The organism is Crossiella cryophila (assembly GCF_014204915.1).
Lineage (GTDB): Bacteria > Actinomycetota > Actinomycetes > Mycobacteriales > Pseudonocardiaceae > Crossiella > Crossiella cryophila.
The window spans coordinates 8,732,621-8,749,980 of the sequence record NZ_JACHMH010000001.1 but is presented as its reverse complement, the minus strand read 5'-3'; the positions used below and the strand labels follow the sequence as shown (position 1 = coordinate 8,749,980).

Annotated in this window: 16 protein-coding genes; 14 read left to right on the top strand and 2 right to left on the bottom strand. The window is 72.2% G+C overall.

The window, feature by feature from the left end; genetic code table 11:
- The first annotated feature begins 6 nt into the window (after positions 1-6).
- A complete protein-coding gene (locus tag HNR67_RS37590) occupies positions 7-972 on the top strand; it encodes a hypothetical protein (protein ID WP_185007881.1) in 966 nt (321 codons plus the stop codon).
- Here HNR67_RS37590 and HNR67_RS37585 read toward each other — a convergent pair.
- The gene (locus tag HNR67_RS37585; RefSeq protein ID WP_185007879.1) at positions 958-1,944 is read right to left on the bottom strand and encodes an ArsR/SmtB family transcription factor; all 987 of its coding nucleotides are present in this window, start codon (positions 1,942-1,944) and stop codon (positions 958-960) included. The genes HNR67_RS37590 and HNR67_RS37585 overlap by 15 nt on opposite strands.
- Before the next feature lie 72 nt (positions 1,945-2,016).
- Here HNR67_RS37585 and HNR67_RS37580 point away from each other — a divergent pair, with 72 nt between their 5' ends.
- On the top strand, positions 2,017-3,240 hold the full coding sequence (locus HNR67_RS37580) for an MFS transporter (protein ID WP_185007877.1): 1,224 nt from the start codon (positions 2,017-2,019) through the stop codon (positions 3,238-3,240).
- Between the two features lies 1 nt (position 3,241).
- On the opposite strand, the gene HNR67_RS37575 is transcribed toward HNR67_RS37580, so the two are convergent.
- Complete coding sequence (locus tag HNR67_RS37575) at positions 3,242-3,787, bottom strand: MarR family winged helix-turn-helix transcriptional regulator (RefSeq protein WP_246492682.1); 546 nt, start codon at positions 3,785-3,787, stop codon at positions 3,242-3,244.
- 55 nt (positions 3,788-3,842) lie between these two features.
- On the opposite strand from HNR67_RS37575, the gene HNR67_RS37570 reads away from it, so the two are divergent.
- From HNR67_RS37570 to HNR67_RS37515, 12 genes are all read left to right on the top strand, one after another.
- Entirely contained in the window at positions 3,843-4,568 is a 726-nt protein-coding gene (locus HNR67_RS37570) for an SDR family NAD(P)-dependent oxidoreductase (RefSeq protein WP_185007873.1), read from the top strand.
- Positions 4,569-4,646: 78 nt separating this feature from the next.
- On the top strand, positions 4,647-5,855 hold the full coding sequence (locus HNR67_RS37565) for a cytochrome P450 (RefSeq protein WP_185007870.1): 1,209 nt from the start codon (positions 4,647-4,649) through the stop codon (positions 5,853-5,855).
- Positions 5,855-6,058 carry a ferredoxin gene (locus HNR67_RS37560; protein ID WP_185007868.1) on the top strand — a complete coding sequence of 68 codons (204 nt, stop codon included), beginning with the start codon at positions 5,855-5,857 and terminating at the stop codon, positions 6,056-6,058. The genes HNR67_RS37565 and HNR67_RS37560 overlap by 1 nt, the downstream gene beginning before the upstream one ends.
- The gene (locus tag HNR67_RS37555) at positions 6,055-7,314 is read left to right on the top strand and encodes a glycosyltransferase (protein WP_185007866.1); all 1,260 of its coding nucleotides are present in this window, start codon (positions 6,055-6,057) and stop codon (positions 7,312-7,314) included. Before HNR67_RS37560 ends, HNR67_RS37555 begins: the two co-directional genes overlap by 4 nt.
- A gap of 79 nt (positions 7,315-7,393) precedes the next feature.
- Positions 7,394-8,500 (top strand): hypothetical protein, encoded by a 1,107-nt coding sequence (locus tag HNR67_RS37550; protein WP_185007864.1) that lies wholly within the window; start codon positions 7,394-7,396, stop codon positions 8,498-8,500.
- Entirely contained in the window at positions 8,497-10,866 is a 2,370-nt protein-coding gene (locus HNR67_RS37545; RefSeq protein WP_185007862.1) for a hypothetical protein, read from the top strand. Before HNR67_RS37550 ends, HNR67_RS37545 begins: the two co-directional genes overlap by 4 nt.
- Before the next feature lie 20 nt (positions 10,867-10,886).
- Positions 10,887-11,849, top strand: coding sequence for a phosphotransferase family protein (locus HNR67_RS37540; RefSeq protein WP_185007860.1), 963 nt, complete (start codon positions 10,887-10,889; stop codon positions 11,847-11,849).
- 106 nt (positions 11,850-11,955) lie between these two features.
- Positions 11,956-13,455 (top strand): CoA-acylating methylmalonate-semialdehyde dehydrogenase, encoded by a 1,500-nt coding sequence (locus HNR67_RS37535; RefSeq protein ID WP_185007859.1) that lies wholly within the window; start codon positions 11,956-11,958, stop codon positions 13,453-13,455.
- 4 nt (positions 13,456-13,459) lie between these two features.
- Positions 13,460-14,629: an isobutyryl-CoA dehydrogenase gene (locus HNR67_RS37530; RefSeq protein WP_221490183.1), complete on the top strand. Its 1,170-nt coding sequence runs from the start codon at positions 13,460-13,462 to the stop codon at positions 14,627-14,629.
- The gene (locus tag HNR67_RS37525) at positions 14,626-15,672 is read left to right on the top strand and encodes an enoyl-CoA hydratase/isomerase family protein (protein WP_185007857.1); all 1,047 of its coding nucleotides are present in this window, start codon (positions 14,626-14,628) and stop codon (positions 15,670-15,672) included. The genes HNR67_RS37530 and HNR67_RS37525 overlap by 4 nt, the downstream gene beginning before the upstream one ends.
- On the top strand, positions 15,669-16,568 hold the full coding sequence (gene mmsB / locus HNR67_RS45325) for a 3-hydroxyisobutyrate dehydrogenase (RefSeq protein WP_185007855.1): 900 nt from the start codon (positions 15,669-15,671) through the stop codon (positions 16,566-16,568). The genes HNR67_RS37525 and mmsB overlap by 4 nt, the downstream gene beginning before the upstream one ends.
- Positions 16,565-17,338, top strand: a complete 774-nt coding sequence (locus tag HNR67_RS37515; RefSeq protein ID WP_185007853.1) for an enoyl-CoA hydratase — start codon at positions 16,565-16,567, stop codon at positions 17,336-17,338. The genes mmsB and HNR67_RS37515 overlap by 4 nt, the downstream gene beginning before the upstream one ends.
- The last annotated feature ends 22 nt before the right edge of the window (positions 17,339-17,360 follow it).

Below are 17,360 nucleotides of genomic sequence, written 5' to 3'. Positions count from 1 at the left end.
GTGGAGATGCGAGGTCGCTGGAGCGGGATCCTGATCGCCGTCGTGCTCGGCCTGTCGGCGTGCGGCAGCGAACCCCCACCGCCAGCTCCCTCGCCGACCCTGCCCGCCACCTGGCCCACCCCGCAGGGCGCCCCGGTCCGCCAGGTCCCGATGCCCGCCGGTCAGCTGCTCGGCTACCTGCCCGAACTCACCGCGGGCCACGTGCTCTGCACCGCCCCGGCGCCCGAGGACTGGACCGGCGCACTCCAGGGCGAGGTGCGCACCGAGGTGTTCCTGACCGACCGGTGCCACGTGGTCTCGGCCCGGTTCGAGCTGACCGCGCGGCTGTCCAACGACCTGGTCACCGGCGCGGACACGGTCGCGGGCCGCCGGGCCAGGGTGGACCGGCAGCAGGCGGCCAGCGATCTCGACGTGGAGCTGGTCACCGAGGAGGTCGCCAAGCGCTATCCCGGCCTGCGGCCCACGTTGAGCGTCACCGTGCGGCTGCGCGAGAACGGCGCCACCGACGAGCAGGGCCAGACCGGGCAGATCGCCAAAACCCTGGCCGAGGCGATGCTGCGGCGGGCCGGGGGAGAAGGACCGGAGCTGCCGCGGCTCAACGACCGGGGCGAGATCGTGCCGCTGACCCCTCGGCAGCCGGTGCCGGGACTCGGGGTGGCCGATCAGCCGTACCCGGTCGCGGCGGAACAGTTGTGCCTGATCCTGCGGGAGGCCCTCGGCGGTGAGCCGGTGGCCGAGCCGCGCGGGGTGTGCACGCTCCGCACCCGGACCACGCGGGTGGTGGCCACCATGACCCAGGCCAGTCGCGACCGCGGTTACCAGGACAGCGTGGCCGGGCGGCCGGTGGCGCGGGACGGGGCCGAGCAGGTGTGGATCGGGCTGCGGGACGACTCCGCGCAGCAGGTGCACCTGGCCGGGCCGGTGCCGGAACCGGTGCTGGCCGCGATCGTGGCCCGGCTAACGGGGCGCTGACACCAGCAGTTCGCCCACCCTGGTCCGGGTGTACTTGACCTGCCTGCCCAGGCGGTGCCCGGTGACCAGCCCGGCCGCGCTCAGCGCGCCCAGGTGCTGGGACACCCCGCCCGCGGTCAGGCCGGTGCGGCGGGCCAGATCGGTGGTGGACAACGGATCGCCCAGCGCCAGCAACAGGGTCGCCCTGGACCTGCCGAGCACCCCGGCGAGGGCTTCCGGCGGGCATTTGCCCTCGCGGTGGTCCCACAGGGTGGCGATGCCGCGCGGCGGGTAGAACAGGGTCGGCTGCCAGTTGCCCTCGACCATGGTCAGCGCGTCCGGCCAGGTGAACACCGAGGGCACCATGAGCAGGCCGTCGCCGGTGAGCTTGCGGGTCAGCACGCAGCAGCGCCGGTCCACCCGCAGGATTCCGCCAGCCCAGCGCACGTGCGGGTGCAGGTCCTCGAACAGCAGCTGGTGCCCGCCCTGGGTGAGCCGCTTGGCGCGGAAGTGCACCTCGGCCTCCAGGAGGTCCCGCAGCCGCGGCCAGTACGGCTCGATGGCCAGTTCCCAGTAGGCCCGCAGCACCGTGACCAGCTCGCTCAGCCGGTCAGGGTCGGCGTGCAGCCGGTGGGCGAAGGTCGCGGTCGGCGGGTACTCGAAGAAGTCCAGGTCCTTGCGGATCTGCTCGGGACTGGCCGTGGCCATCAGCGCCAGCTCGGCGTCGAAGTCCGGCACCGCGGTGTCCGGCGGCGGGGTCAGGAAGTCCGGGAAACCACTGTGCGGACCGGGGATCAGGTCGGCCAGTGGACTGACGTCCAGGCCGGTGGCGGCCAGCCGGTCGCGGGTCTCGCGCAGCCACGGGAAGTGCAGCGCGTGCTCGCCGGGGGTCTTGAGCACCCGCACGCTGACCACGGTCTCCCACAGCGGCGAGAACGCGAACCGGGTCCGCGCCAGATCGTCGACGGAGAACTCCAATGCCAGCTCAGGCATGCCGCCACCCCCATGTTTTAGCTGAGTCTAAATCATTCCGAGATGGCTGGGTAAGGGGCTCAGGATCAGCCCGTGACCACCGAGACCACCCTGCCCCGCCCGGCGCGCACCGGCCCGTTCGCCGGCCTGCCGCGCCCGTTCTGGATCCTGTTCTACGGCACCCTGGTCAACCGCATCGGCGGCGTGGTCTCCGGCTTCCTGGTCCTCTACCTCACCGCGATCGGCATCCCGCTGGAACAGGTCGGCCTGGTGCTGGCGGCCAAGGGCGTGGGCGCGCTGATCAGCCAGCCCGTCGGCGGCGTGCTCACCGACCGGGTCGGCCGCCGGTTCACCCTGGTGCTCGGCCTGCTCGCCAGCGCGGCCTGCCTCACCTTCCTCGGCGCCGCGCAGGGCCTGCCGCTGCTGATCACCGCGGCCTTCCTGCACGGCGTGGCGGCCGACATCTTCCGCCCGGCCGCCGCCACGCTGATCGCCGACGTGGTCGAGCGCCCACTGCTCACCAAGGCCTACGGCCTCCAGTTCTGGGCCCTCAACCTCGGCTTCTCGGTGGCCAGTGTGATGGCCGGACACCTCGCGGGCGCGGGCTACTGGCTGCTGTTCGCGCTCAACGCCACCGGCTGCACCGCCTTCGCGATCATCGTCCTGCTGGGTATCCCGCGCTCGGCCGAACGCCTGGTCAAGTCCACTGTGGACGGTCCGAAGTCCGGTCTGCGGGCGCTGTTCCGGGACCGGCTGCTGCTCGGCGTGGTGCTCCTGGTGCTGGCGCACGGCACCGTGTACAGCCAGGCCGAGGTCATCATTCCCCTGGCGGTCAAGGATTCCGGGCTCGGCGCGGCCGGGTACGGCACCATCATCGCGGTCAACGGCGTGCTCATCGTCATCCTGCAACCCCTCGCAGCCGCCTGGGTGGCCAGGTTCGACCGGATGCGGGTGCTCGCGGTGGCCTGGGCCGTGGTCGGCGCGGGCATGGCGCTGACCGGACTGGCCGACACGGCACTGGAGTACGTGCTGACCGTGATCGTGTGGACCCTCGGCGAGATCGCCATGGCCGGACTGCTCGGCTCACTCGCCGCCGACCTCGCGCCACCGGCCGCCCGCGGCCGCTATCAGGCCGCCATCGGCTTCGGCTTCAGTGCCGCCGCGTTCACCGGACCACTGCTGGGCACCTGGGTCTACCAGCACGGCGGACCCGCCGCGGCCTGGTTCGGCTGCCTCGTCCTCGGCCTGCTCGGCGCGGCGGGCGCACTCGCCATCGGCCCGGCCATCCGGCGGCGGACCGAGCCGGCCGCGGCCTGAGTCACTCCGGTTCCGGCTGGACCAGGGTCTGCTCCAGCCGGGCCAGGAAACCGGTGAGGGTGGCGCGTTCCTCGGCGGAGAGCGCGGCGATCAGCTCGGCCTCGTGCTCGAGCAGTTGGCGCACAACGGTTTCGATCAGCCGGTGCCCGGCATCGGTGAGGCTGACCGCGACCGCGCGCCGGGAGGCGGTCGACGGCGCCCGCGCCACCAGACCGGCCTCCTCGGCGCGGGCGATCCGTTGCGACACCGCGCCCGCGGTGATCAGCGTCCGCCGGGTGATCTCGCGGGTGGTGAGTTCATAGGGCGGGCCGGACCGCCTGATCACGCTCAACAGGTCCAAAGTGGACGGATCGACGCCGAGCCTGGCCAGGGTGCGCCGCCGGTCGTCGGCCAGGACCTTCGCGATCCGCCACACCGGCGTGATGATCTCGATCGACTCGGTGCGCACACCGGGCAGTTCCCGTTGCCACGCCGCGGCGATATCGGCCGCGGGCCAGGCCGAGGTCGACTCCAGGGGATACCCCGCGGTCTCGCGATCCTTGGACAAGCGCCCACCCCCCTTGCTACGTTTAGTGCTAAACATAGCAGACTGGGGAGTAGTGATGAGTCGAATCGTGCTGGTCACCGGTGGCGGCAGCGGACTGGGCAAGGCGGTCGCGGCCCGGTTCCGCGCCGCCGAGGACACCGTGTTCATCACCGGGCGCGACACGCACCGCCTGGACCGGGTCGCCGCCGAGCTGGGCGTCAAGGCGATCCCTTGCGACGCAACGGATCCGCGGCAGGTCGCGCGGCTGGCCGGCGAGCTGGGGCCGGACCTCGACGTGCTGGTCAACATGGCGGGCGGCAACACCGACCTGGACGGGACCGAGCGGCCGGGCACCCGCCTCGAACAGCTGCGCGGCGCCTGGCTGGCCAACCTGGAGGCCAACCTGCTCAGCGCCGTGCTCACCACCGAGGCCGTGCTCGACCGGCTGCGGCCCGGCGGCGCGATCGTCAACATCGGGTCCATCGCGGCCGAGCACGCCTCAACCTCCTACGGTGCGGCGAAAGCGGCCCTGGCCGCGTGGACCGCCGGACTGTCCGCGGAGGTGGGGCCGAAGGGGCTGACCGCCAACCTGATCTCGCCCGGCTACCACGCCGAGACCGAGTTCTTCCGCGGTCAGCTCAGCGAGGAACGCAAGGTCCAGCTGATCGAGGCCACCCACAACGGCCGGGCCGGACAGCCCGCCGACATCGCCGAGACCACCTACTTCCTGGCCTCCGCGGGCGCCAGGCACATCACCGGGCAGACGCTGAACGTCAACGGCGGCGCGCACACCACGCGCTGACCACAGGTCCACCGGGCCGGGCTGATTTATACGGAACATTAACTTCACGACTTTGTGAAAAGTCTGTAGCTTGGCGACATGACGATCTCGTTGCCGAACGCGTTGCCCATCACCCGGCCCAGTGGCTGTCCCTTCGACCCGCCGGAACGGCTCGGCCAGCTCAGGGAGTCCGAGCCGATCGCCCGCATGCGGTTCGCCGACGACCACCTGGGCTGGGTGGTCACCGGGCACGCGCTGGCCCGCCAGGTGCTGGCCGACCCCCGGTTCAGCTCCCGCGGCGAGCTGCGCCACCTGCCGATCGACATCCAGCGGTTCAAGGGCCTGAGGCTGCCGCCGGTGCCGCGCGGCATGTTCATCCAGATGGACGCGCCCGAGCACAGCCACTACCGCAAACTGCTCACCGGCCAGTTCACCGTGCGCCGGATGAACCAGCTCGTCCCGCGGATCGAGCAGATCGCCGAGGAACACCTGGAGGCCATGGCGCGCAAGGGCCCGCCGGCCGAACTGGTGCACGACTACGCCCTGGCCATCCCGTCCCTGGTGATCTGCGAACTGCTCGGCGTGCCCTATGCCGAGCGCGGGGTCTTCCACGAGCGCACCAAGCTGATGATGAACCTGGAGACCGGCGCCGAAGAGGCCATGGCCGCCTTCGGCGAGATCATGGGCTACCTCAGCGAGCTGATCGACCGCAAGCGGACCGAACCGGCTGACGACCTGCTCAGCGGGCTGGTCACCGGTGGCGAGCTGGACCAGGAGGAGCTGGTCTCCTTCGCCGTGCTGCTGCTCACCGCCGGGCACGAGACCACCGCGAACATGCTGGCCCTCGGCGCGTTCGCGCTGCTGCGCAATCCCGCGCAGCTCAAGGCGTTGCAGGCGGAGCCGGAACTGGTGGACTCGGCGGTCGAGGAGCTGCTGCGCTACCTGACCATCACCCACTTCGGGCTGCAGCGGGCCGCGCTGGAGGACGTCGAGATCGGCGGGGTCCAGGTGCGCAAGGGCGAGGCCCTGGTGCTGCACACGCCGACGGCCAACCGCGATCCGGCGAAGTTCGAGCACCCGGACGAGCTGGACCTGCACCGGCATGCCAGCGGGCACCTGGCCTTCGGACACGGCGTGCACCAGTGCCTCGGCCAGCAGCTGGCCAGGGTGGAGATGCGGATCGGGTTCCGCAAGCTGTTCGAGCGCTTCCCCACGCTGCGGCTCGCGGTGCCGGCCGAGGAGGTCCCGATGCGCACCAAGATGGGCATCTACGGCGTGCACAGCCTGCCGGTGACCTGGGAGTCCTGATGCGGATCGAGGTCGACACCGGCCGCTGCTGCGGCGCGGGCATGTGCGCCCTCACCGCACCCGCGGTCTTCGACCAGGACGAGGAGGCCGGGACGGTGCTGCTGCTGACCCCGGAACCGCTGGCGAGTCAGTTCGCCGCGGTCCAGGAGGCGGCGCAGCTCTGCCCGGCGGGGGCGATCACGATACTGGAGGACAAGGCGTGAGGATCGCGATCGTCACGGCGGGCTCGCGCGGGGACACCGCGCCCTATGTCGGTCTCGGCAGTCGGTTGCAGGCCGCCGGACACGAGGTTTCGCTTGCCGCGCAACGGTTGTACGAGCCGATGATCCGGGCGGCCGGACTGGGGTTCCGGGAGATGCCCGGCAACATCCGGGAGGACTTCGCCACCGGGGCCGGGCAGGACTTCCAGCGCCACGGCACCGGGCTGCGCGCCCTGCCAGCGCAGATCCGCTTCGCCGGCAAGATGATCAGCGATCTCGGCCAGGGCACCCAGCAGGCGATCGAGGGCGCGGAACTGGTGCTGACCCACCGCGCCGCCTTCGGCTACGCCTACTGGGCGGCCAAGGCCGCGGGGGTGCCGAGCCTGGGGCTGGAACTGTTCCCCAGCGGCATCGTGCCCTCCGGCGACTTCCCGCCGGTGTCCCTGGCCGGACGCACCCTCGGCCACCGCGGCAACCTGGCCGGACACGCGCTGATGCGCGGGATCGCCCTGGCGAGCAGCCCGCTGCTGCCCGGGTACAAGCAGTACCTGCGTGGTCTGGGGGTGCGCGATGTCGGCGAGCTGTACACCGACGTGCGCCGCGGCCGCTGGCCGGTGCTGCACGGCTGGAGCCCGCAGGTGCTGCCCCGCCCGGCGGACTGGCCGGCCGCGGCCGAGGTGGTCGGCTACTGGTGGCCCTGGCAGTCCCCGGACTACCGGCCGCCCGCCGAGCTGGCCGAGTTCCTGGCCGCGGGGGAGCCGCCGGTGTTCCTGTCCTTCGGCAGCATGGCCGTGGGCCGGGCCGAGGAGCTGTCCGCGCTCGCGGTCGAGGCGATGCGGCTGGCCGGGGTGCGCGGGGTGATCCAGGCCGGGTGGAACGAGTTGTCCGCCACCGGCGAGCACGTGCTCGCCATCGGCGACGTGCCGCACGAGTGGTTGTTCCCGCGAATGGCCGCGGTGGTGCACCACGGCGGCGCGGGCACCACCGGCGCGGGCGTGCGCGCGGGCGTGCCCGCCGTGGTGGTCCCGGTACTGGGCGACCAGCCGATGTGGGCCGCCCGCCTGGCCGAGCTGGGCGTCAGCCCCGGTGCCATCCCGATGAAGAAGATCAACGCCCCCCAGCTGGCCACGTTGATCAAGGCCGCCGCCCGCGGCCCCGGCTACCACCGCCGCGCCAGGACCCTCGCCGACCGGGTCACTCAGGAGGACGGCGCGGCCAGGGTGATCGAGGCGGTGGCCCGCCTGGGAGCCAGAGCCTGATCACACTCGGGCCGCTCTCGGTGGGAAACCGGGTCGCGATGTGACACGGTGGTAACCGAAGATCGACGAGGGGGTGCGCGTGCCCAACGCCACTGCGGTGTCCGGTCCGACCTGGACCCAACCACTTGGCACACCCGGCTACCCCCACTACCCCCTCAACGTCGAAGCCCCCGTCTTGGCCGCCCTCGACCGCCTCCTGCCCGGAATCTCCCCGCCGTCCGGATCCGGCCCCGAGTGGCTCACCCTCACCGGCCGACATACCTGGCCCGCCGAGGACCGCCCACGCCGGGCCAGCCTGCGGATGCTCGCCCGCGCGGCCCAGCTCCTCCCCGAAGCCGAGGACTGGCAGGAAGCGGCCGAACAAGCAGTCGCCTACGACACCCACCTCACCGAAGACCCCGTACTCCGCGGCCTGGAAGCAGCCCAGACCTGGCGAGGAATCCTGCTGAGACGCCACTCGGCAGATGCCTGGAGACGCTGGTGGGCCACCCTCGCTGATCATCCCGACCCCCACGAACTCACCACCCAGTCCCTGCCGGACGTCACGGTCGCCGCCTTCACCGCCGACCTCCCCCCGCACACGGACCCCCAGGGCCACCCCGCCCCCGCCGAACTCACCCTGACCCGCCGGCCCCCCATCCCCGGCGCGCTGGCCGTCCTGCTGATCGGCGCCAGGCGAGCAGAGTCGTTGCGCGGCAAGGCCAAAGCCGCCTTCCTGGGCGAGACCGGCGTCTACCTGGACCCGGGATTCGTGGCCCACCGCGCGGAATCCCACCAAAGCCTGCGAGCCCTCGGCAGGCAGTTGGTCGAGGACATGCTGGCCCAGGCCCACCGCATCGCGGTCCGCCACAACCAGCCCGGCCCAGCCCTCGTCACCGGCCACCCCATCCCACCGGGCCAACTCACCCCACCCGGCTACCCGGCCTCGCCCGGCCAGGCAGCAGCCGGAACCGACCAAGGCTCGCCCGGCCCCGTCGACGGCAGCCCACTCCCGCCCGCCACCGCACCCCACCTCCCCCTCGGCACCTACCGCGGCCGCCTCCTCCCCACAGACCCCACCCCGATTCCGCTCCGCCTCAACACCCTCGGCGACCTCGCCCTCAGCCACCACCTCCTCTCCCGCACCGAGGACGACGGCCTCGGCGTCACCCCGCTCGGCGCGCGACTGCTGGAGGTCTCCCCGTGAGCACGCCGCTGTCCCTGCTCGCCGAGTGGACCGGCCCGTTGCGCGAGCTGCTGATCACCGGCCACGCCGTCGACCTGGACTTCCTCGAACGCCACTGCCTGCCAAGGGCCCGCAGCCTTGGCGCCCGCGTCACCGTGCTCACCGGGCACGGGGCGGCCCAGCACGAACCGGGCGACGTCCGGTTCGCCGGGCGCGCCTACCAGCACGGCCATGCCGTGGGCGCGGGCGCGTTCCTGCCCCGCCTCGCCGTACTGCTGGGCGAGGACCGGGTGTGGGTGGCGGTCGGCTCCGGCGATCCGACCCTGCCCGGCTGGCAGGGCGGCGGGCTGTGGCTGGCCGTGCGCGGCAGCCTGGACGACGGGCCGGTGGCCCTCGCCGATCTCGGCACCTGGCTGGCCGACCTCGGGCAGGCGCTGACCCTGCCGTCCTGGCTGGCCGACACCCTGGACGAGATCGCCATCGCCATGGTGCCCGCCAGCACCCGGGAAGCCGGACTGCGCTTCCTCGGCAACCTCGACCGCCCGCTGCTCGCCCAGCTGCCCGCCGGACCGACCCGCGTCCTCGGCCTCGCCGCGCCCGCCGCCGACCCGGCCGCGGTGCGCGCGCTCACCGAACACCTCCAGCCGCGCGAGGTCCGCACCGCGCCCGCGGGCGCGACGCTGATCGAGTGGCAGGCCACCAACGGCCGCTGGACCGCGCTGGCCGGCGGCCACCTCAGCGAGTCCGGGCTGCTGCGCTCGGTCGCCGACGGCGGGGACTGCGTGCTGGCCGGTCTGCACCCGCGCGCGGAACCCGTGCTGCCCGAGGACGCGACAACCGTTGCGCCGGAAGGCAATGGAGATCCACTACCGCCCAAAACCGTTGTGGCCCAGGACACAAAGGGACCCCGCCTGCTCGGCGCATTTCGCGAGGACGACACTACGGTGGTGGAGTTCCTGGTGCCGCGCGGCACCCACGGCGTCATCGTGGAAACCCTGACCGACAACGGCTGGCTCGCCGCCCATCGCGTGCCCGCGGCCGAGCTGTACGTCGACGGTCCCGTGCGCGCCCGGATCCCCGCCGAGGAACCGGGGGTCGCGCTCCGGGTGAGCGCACTGGTGGACGAGCGCCGGACCGCCTCCGCCGGCGTGCACGTCATTGACCTGACCGCGTGCGCGTCCCGCGCCGAACAGGTCAGCAGCCAGGGCCTGGCCCACTGGGGACTCTCCGACCGGCCCGCGGCGGAGCTGCTCGCCGACCCGGCCCGCCTGGCCCGGTTCACCGACACCCTCGGCAAGTTTACCGCTGATCAACTGCCGTTCCGGCCGGATTGGGCCGCCTTCGCCGGGTTCACCCATTCGGTGCTGGGCGCCCCGCTGGCCGAACGCGTGCTGCCCGGCGCGGTGTCCGTGCTGCCCGAGCCGCGCCCCACCGCCTGGTCCGTCGGCGAGCTGGCCGAGCAGGGCCACGGCGGCGGCCTGCTGATCCCGGAGCAGGACCGGGACAAGGTCCGCGGGCACACCCGCCGCTGGCTGGCCGCGATCACCGCGGACTCGCCGCTGCCGGTGCGGATGCTGATCACCTGCCTCTACCTGGACCTCATCGCCGCGGGCGTGTGGGGCCACGACGACGACTGGCGAAGCGGTCTCGGCGAGCTGGCACAGGCCCTGTGCCCCACCGAGACCGAGCAGAAGGCACTGCCCGACCAGGCACAGGCGCGGCTGAGCACCCTGCTCGCCGCCTGCCTCGCCCTGTTGTTGCAGGACGCCGATCTGCAGGGCGGCTCAGCCGCCGATCGGACCGCGCGCCACGCGTGGGAGCGCTGTTATGAATGGGCCGCGTTCGGCAGGCCCGAGTTGGTGGAACCGCTGTTGCCGGACTTTCGGCGGTTCGAAGGGAGAACGACCACGGTGACCGAGGTCGAGCAGGTGTTGGAACTGGCCGAGAACTCGGTGGACGAGCCGAGTGCGGCCGTACAGGAGGATTTGCGCGAGCGAGGGTTCGAGATCGACCGGCTGGACGGCGCGTGGGTGGTGACCGGCGAATGCCGGCGACCGCTGCGCGAGGCAGCCCGGATGATCACCGACTTCGCCGCGGTCAGCAAGCAGGGCGGCACCGCGGTGGTGGTGAGCAACCGTCGCACCATGGCGCTGCTGCTGTGGAGCGGTCGTTCGCTGGCCTTCACCGAGGGCAAGCCGCCGACCTGGCGCAGCTACCAGCTGTCCGGGCTGAGCACCCCGCACAGCCTGATCGGGGGCAGTGAGGGCGTCCCGTCGACCAAGGACATCCGCAAGCTGCTGCCGCTGCCGGACTCGGTGCGCGAACTGGCCGAGCGCTGCGGCGTCGACCTGCCCTCGCTGATCAGCAGGGACCTGGTGGGCCGCTGACGCCGCCGACCGGCCCCGAGGTGTCGCTGCCCGGCCCCGCGAGTGTCCTGCCCGGCCTGATCGCCGCCGCCGGACTGCCCGCGGTGGTCCGGGTCGAGCGGCTCGGCGGCGACGGACTGGACAACCGGCTGCACCTGGTCGTGCTCGCCGGCGGCCGGAAGGTGTTGCTGCGGCAGAACAAGCAGCCCCGGAAGCCGCCGGCGCCCAAGGCCGCGTTCCTGGCGGCCAACGGCGTCGGCGCGCCCGCGCTGCTGGCCGCCAGCGAACGCGGCGACGTGCTGGTGGATTTCGTCGAGGGCCGCACCCTGGCCGAGGTGCTGCGCCTGGGCGCGGCGGACGTGCCGGTGTGGCAGGCGGTCGGCCGGGCCTTCGCCGCGGTGCACGCGGTCGGCTTCCCCGCGCACCTGCACGGCGAGTTCCGCCCGGACGGCCTCGAGCTGACCCCCGGCGACCCGGTCGAGCGGCTGCGTGCCGAACTGGCCGGGACCCGGTCCTGGGTGCGCGCGCACCGCCCGGCCCTGCTGCCGCTGCTACCGGTGGTCGAGGCCGCGCTGGACCGGCACGCCGACGCGGTGCGCGCCGAGCGACCCTGCCTGGTGCACGGCGATGTCAACCTGTTCAACGTGATCATCAGCCCGGACCGGGCCACCCTGATCGACTGGGACTACCCGGGCGTGCGGCAGCCCCTCGACGAGCTGTCCGCGTTCCAGGAACACGCCTATCTGCACGGCGCGGAGCTGCCCCCGGCCTTCTGGACCGGCTACGGCCGCACCGTGCCCGCGCACCTGTTGCTGCTGCACCGGGTGGTGGGCTGCCTCGGCTGGCTGGCCAGTGAGGACTGGGCGGAGTGGGCGGCCGACGACGGCCTGTCCGCGGAGTCCATGACCAGGGTCGGCGACTGGCGGGACCTGCTGCTCGCGTGGATCGACCGGCTGCCGACCCTTGTGGAACACTTGGACTTCCGTCACTCTGTATCGACATAGTCGGACGTCCTACTATATGTTCGGCCGTGGGTGGCGCTGATCACTCACCGGCCCACGAGGCAAACCCTTGTGCGGCGGGTTCGCCAATGCACAGTGGGGTGCGTCCATGGTCCACGAACTGACCCATTTCGTCGGCGGCAAGCCGGTTCCCGGGACGTCGGGGAACTTCGGCGACGTTTACGACCCCAACACCGGGCGGGTGCAGGCCAGGGTGCCGCTGGCCTCGGTCGAGGAGACCAGGGCCGCCATCGCCGACGCGGCCGCCGCCCAGGTGGAATGGGCCGCCTGGAACCCGCAGCGGCGGGCCAGGGTGCTGCTGCGCTTCCTTGACCTGGCCCAGCGCGACCTCGACCTGCTGGCCAAGCTGCTCTCCAGCGAGCACGGCAAGACCATCGCCGACGCCAAGGGCGACATCCAGCGCGGGCTCGAGGTGGTCGAGTTCGCCGCGGGCGCCCCGCACCTGCTCAAGGGCGAGTTCACCGACGGCGCCGGCGGCGGCATCGACGTGCACTCGCTGCGCCAGCCGCTGGGCGTGGTCGCCGGGATCACCCCGTTCAACTTCCCCGCGATGATCCCGCTGTGGAAGATCGCCCCCGCGATCGCCTGCGGGAACTCCTTCATCCTCAAGCCCTCCGAGCGGGACCCCTCGGTGCCGCTGAAGATCGCCGAGCTGTTCCTGGAAGCCGGTCTGCCGCCGGGCGTGCTCAACGTGGTCAACGGGGACAAGACCGCGGTGGACACCATCCTCACCGACCCGCGGATCGAGGCGGTCGGCTTCGTCGGCTCCTCCGACATCGCGCACTACGTCTATTCCACCGCCACCGCCAACGGCAAGCGCGCCCAGTGCTTCGGCGGCGCCAAGAACCACATGATCATCATGCCGGACGCGGACCTGGACGGCGTGGTGGACGCCCTGATCGGCGCCGGCTTCGGCTCCGCGGGTCAGCGCTGCATGGCGATCTCGGTCGCCGTCCCGGTCGGCCAGGCCACCGCGGACGCCCTGGCGGCGAAGCTGACCGAGCGGGTCAAGGAACTGCGCATCGGCCACTCCTTCGACGCCGAGGCCGAGTTCGGCCCGCTCTCCAGCGCCGGACTGCTGGAGAAGGTCCGCGGCTACGTCGACTCCGGTGTCGCCGAGGGCGCCACCCTGCTCGCCGACGGCCGTGACTTCACCCTGGCAGGCCACGAGGACGGCTACTTCCTCGGCGCCTGCCTGTTCGACCACGTCACCCCGGAGATGAGCATCTACCAGGAGGAGATCTTCGGCCCGGTGCTGGTCATCGTGCGCGCCGAGGACTACGAGCAGGCACTGCGACTGCCCTCCGAGCACGAGTACGGCAACGGCGTGGCGATCTTCACCCGCGACGGCGACACCGCCCGCGACTTCTCCCGCCGGGTGCGCGCGGGCATGGTCGGCGTCAACGTGCCGATCCCGGTGCCGGTGGCCTACCACACCTTCGGCGGCTGGAAGCGCTCCGGCTTCGGCGACCTCAACCAGCACGGACCCGACTCGTTCAAGTTCTACACCAGGACCAAGACGGTCACCTCGCGCTGGCCCTCCGGGGTCAAGGAAGGCGCGTCCTTCGTCATCCCGACCATGGACTGAAGCCATGACCATCTCCGAGATCCGGCCGGATGTGTTCGGGCTCAACGAGGATCAGCGCGCCATCAGGGAGATGGCCGCCGACTTCGCCGCCGAGCACCTGGCCCCGCACGCGGTGGACTGGGACCAGCGCAAGCACTTCCCGGTCGACGTGCTGCGCAAGGCCGCGCAGCTGGGCATGGGCGGCATCTACGTCGGCGAGGAACACGGCGGGTCCGGGCTCAGCCGCCTGGACGCGGTGCTCGTGTTCGAGTCCCTGGCCACCGGCTGCCCGTCCATCGCCGGGTACCTGTCCATCCACAACATGGTCGCGGGCATGGTCGACCGCTTCGGCGACGACGCCCAGCGCACCCGGTGGCTGCCCGGCCTGGTCTCGATGGACCAGCTGGCCAGCTACTGCCTCACCGAACCCGACGCGGGCTCGGACGCCGCCGCGCTGCGCACCAGCGCGGTCCGGGACGGGGACGAGTACGTGCTCACCGGGGTCAAGCAGTTCATCTCCGGCGCCGGCACCTCGGACTTCTACCTGGTGATGGCCCGCACCGGCGGTCCGGGTGCGAGCGGGGTGTCCGCGTTCGCGGTGCCCAAGGGCACGCCGGGGCTGGAGTTCGGCCCGAACGAGCAGAAGATGGGCTGGAACGCCCAGCCCACCCGGCAGGTCGTCCTGGACGGCGTGCGGGTGCCCGCGGCCAACCTGATCGGCGGCGAGGGCAACGGTTTCCGGATCGCCATGTCCGGGCTGGACGGCGGCCGGATCAACATCGCCGCCTGCTCCCTCGGCGGCGCGCAGGCCGCGCTGGACAAGGCGATCACGCACCTGGGCCAGCGCACCGCGTTCGGCGGGCCGCTGAGCAAGCAGCAGGCGCTGCGGTTCACCGTGGCCGACATGGGCACCGAGCTGGAGGCGGCCCGGCTGCTGCTGTGGCGGGCGGCCTCCGCGCTGGACGCCCGGCACCCGGACGCCACCCGGCTGTGCGCGATGGCCAAGCGGTTCGGCACCGACACCGGTTTCGAAGTGGCGAACCAGGCGCTGCAACTGCACGGTGGGTACGGGTACCTCGCCGAGTACGGAGTGGAGAAGATCGTGCGTGACCTCCGGGTGCACCAGATCCTCGAAGGGACCAACGAGATCATGCGGGTCATCGTCTCGCGCGGCCTGATGGGCGGTGACAAGTGAGCGAGGACAAGGACATCCTCATCCGGGTATCCGGTGGCGTCGGCCGGATCACGCTCAACCGCCCGCGCGCGATCAACGCGCTCAGCGACGACATGCTGCGCGAGATGGGCGCCGCGCTCACCAGCTGGGCGCAGGACCCGGCGGTGCACGCGGTGCTGCTCGACGGCGCGGGCGAACGCGGCCTGTGCGCCGGTGGCGACATCCGCAGCATCTACCAGGCCATCCAGGGCGGCACCGACGGCCCGATCCAGTTCTGGCGCGAGGAATACCTGATCAACGCGCTGATCGCGAACTACCCCAAGCCGTACGTGGTGTTCATGGACGGCCTGGTGATGGGCGGCGGGGTCGGCGTGTCCGCGCACGGCTCGGTCCGGGTGGTCACCGAACGCTCCGCGATCGGCATGCCCGAGGTCTCCATCGGCTTCATCCCCGACGTCGGCGGCACCTACCTGCTCTCCCGCGCGCCCGGCGAACTGGGCACGCACCTGGGCCTGACCGGCGGCCGGGTCGGCGCCGCGGACGCGATCCTGCTCGGCCTGGCCGATCAGTACCTGCCCAGCAGCGCGCTGGCCGAACTGGCCGAGCTGCCCGCCGACGAGCTGCTGGTGCAGATCGCCGCGCGCGCCGAAGTACCCCCGGCCGGCCAGTTCGCCGCTGACCGGGAGTGGATCGACTCCTGCTACGCCGCGGACAGCGTCGAGCAGATCCTGGACAACCTGCACGCCAGCGGCCACCCGGCCGCCGAGGCCGCGGCCAAGGAGATCCAGGCCAAGGCGCCCACCGCGGTCAAGGTGACCCTGCGCGCGCTGCGCACCGCCCGCGGGCTGGCCACCCTGGAGGACTGCCTGAACCTGGAACACCTCCTGGTCAGCCGGTTCCTCACCGCACCGGACCTCGGCGAGGGCATCCGCGCCGCGGTGATCGACAAGGACCGCAACCCGACCTGGCGCCCGGCCACCCTGGCCGAGGTCGACGAGGCCGCGGTGCGGAGCTACTTCCTCGCCCAGCCTGGGCAGCAGCCCGTGTTCGGAGGTACGGCATGACCGTGATCGGATTCCTCGGTCTGGGCAACATGGGTGGCCCGATGGCCGCCAACCTGGTCAAGGCCGGGCACACCGTGCACGGCTACGACCCGGTCGCCGCCGCGGTGGACGCCGCCGAGCAGGCAGGCGTCGCCCCGGCCGGCAGCGCGGTGCAGGCCGTGCGCGAGGCCGAGGTGGTCATCACCATGCTGCCCAGCGGCGCGCACGTGCTCGACTGCTACCGCGAGGTGCTGGTCGAGGCCAAGCCCGGCACCCTGTTCCTGGACTGCTCCACCATTGACGTGGCCGCCGCCCGGCAGGCCGCCGAGGCGGCCGTCAGCGCGGGGCACGCCGCGATCGACGCCCCGGTCTCCGGAGGCGTCGTCGGCGCCCAGGCCGCCACCCTGACCTTCATGGTAGGCGGCAGCACCGACAACTTCGCCCGCGCCGAGGGCCTGCTGGCCGTGATGGGCCGCCGCTCGGTGCACTGCGGCGACTCCGGCGCCGGCCAGGCCGCCAAGATCTGCAACAACCTCATCCTCGGCATCTCCATGGTCGCCGTCGGCGAGGCGTTCGTGCTCGGCGAGAAGCTCGGCCTGTCCCACCAGGCCCTCTTCGACGTGGCCTCCACCGCCTCCGGCCAGTGCTGGGCGCTGACCACCAACTGCCCGGTGCCCGGCCCGGTCCCCGGCAGCCCGGCCAACCGGGACTACCAGCCCGGCTTCGCCACCGCGCTGATGCTCAAGGACCTCGGCCTTGCCGAGGCGGCGGCGGCCGAGACCGGCGCGGACACCGCGCTGGGCAAGCACACCGCCGAACTGTTCCGCGCCTACGCGGCCGACGGCGGGGCCGGCACCGACTTCTCCGGCATCATCAACGCCATCCGCGACCGCTCGGCCAAGGGAGAACAGGCGTGACCCACCAGACCATCCTCGTCGAACGGCACGGCCGGGTCGGCCTGATCACCCTCAACCGCCCCAAGGCGCTCAACGCGCTGAACCTGGAGCTGATGCGGGAGGTCACCACCGCGGCCCGCGAACTCGACCGGGACCCGGACATCGGCGCGCTGGTGATCACCGGCTCGGCCAAGGCGTTCGCGGCCGGGGCCGACATCAAGGAGATGCAGCCCAACAGCTACCCGCAGGTCTACCTGGACGACTGGTTCGCCGAGTGGGACCAGCTCGCCCAGGTGCGCAAGCCGATCATCGCCGCGGTCGCCGGGTACGCCCTTGGCGGCGGCTGCGAGCTGGCCATGCTCTGCGATGTGCTGCTGGCCGCGGACACCGCCAAGTTCGGCCAGCCCGAGATCAAGCTCGGCGTGATCCCCGGCATCGGCGGCTCGCAGCGGCTGACCAGGGCCATCGGCAAGGCCAAGGCGATGGAACTGTGCCTGACCGGCCGGATGATGGGTGCCGAGGAGGCCGAGCGGGCCGGACTGGTGTCCCGGATCGTCCCGGCCGACGACCTGCTGGACAACGCGCTGGCCACCGCGACCATCATCGCCGGCATGTCCGCGCCGATCGCGATCATGGCCAAGGAGGCGGTGAACCGCGCCTACGAGACCACGCTGGCCGAGGGCGTCCGGTTCGAGCGCAGGCTCTTCCACGCCACCTTCGCCACCGCGGACCAGAAGGAAGGCATGGCCGCCTTCATCGACAAGCGCGACCCGAAGTTCCTGCACAACTGAGTCCGCAGTCGGACACGCCCGA

Bases quoted from the DNA above. Each gene is read 5' to 3' on its own strand.
- HNR67_RS37590 (WP_185007881.1), top strand. From the start codon at position 7: ATGCGAGGTCGCTGGAGCGGGATCCTGATCGCCGTCGTGCTCGGCCTG.
- HNR67_RS37585 (WP_185007879.1), bottom strand. From the start codon at position 1,944: ATGCCTGAGCTGGCATTGGAGTTCTCCGTCGACGATCTGGCGCGGACC.
- HNR67_RS37570 (WP_185007873.1), top strand. From the start codon at position 3,843: ATGAGTCGAATCGTGCTGGTCACCGGTGGCGGCAGCGGACTGGGCAAG.
- HNR67_RS37565 (WP_185007870.1), top strand. From the start codon at position 4,647: ATGACGATCTCGTTGCCGAACGCGTTGCCCATCACCCGGCCCAGTGGC.
- HNR67_RS37560 (WP_185007868.1), top strand. From the start codon at position 5,855: ATGCGGATCGAGGTCGACACCGGCCGCTGCTGCGGCGCGGGCATGTGC.
- HNR67_RS37535 (WP_185007859.1), top strand. From the start codon at position 11,956: ATGGTCCACGAACTGACCCATTTCGTCGGCGGCAAGCCGGTTCCCGGG.
- HNR67_RS37530 (WP_221490183.1), top strand. From the start codon at position 13,460: ATGACCATCTCCGAGATCCGGCCGGATGTGTTCGGGCTCAACGAGGAT.
- mmsB (WP_185007855.1), top strand. From the start codon at position 15,669: ATGACCGTGATCGGATTCCTCGGTCTGGGCAACATGGGTGGCCCGATG.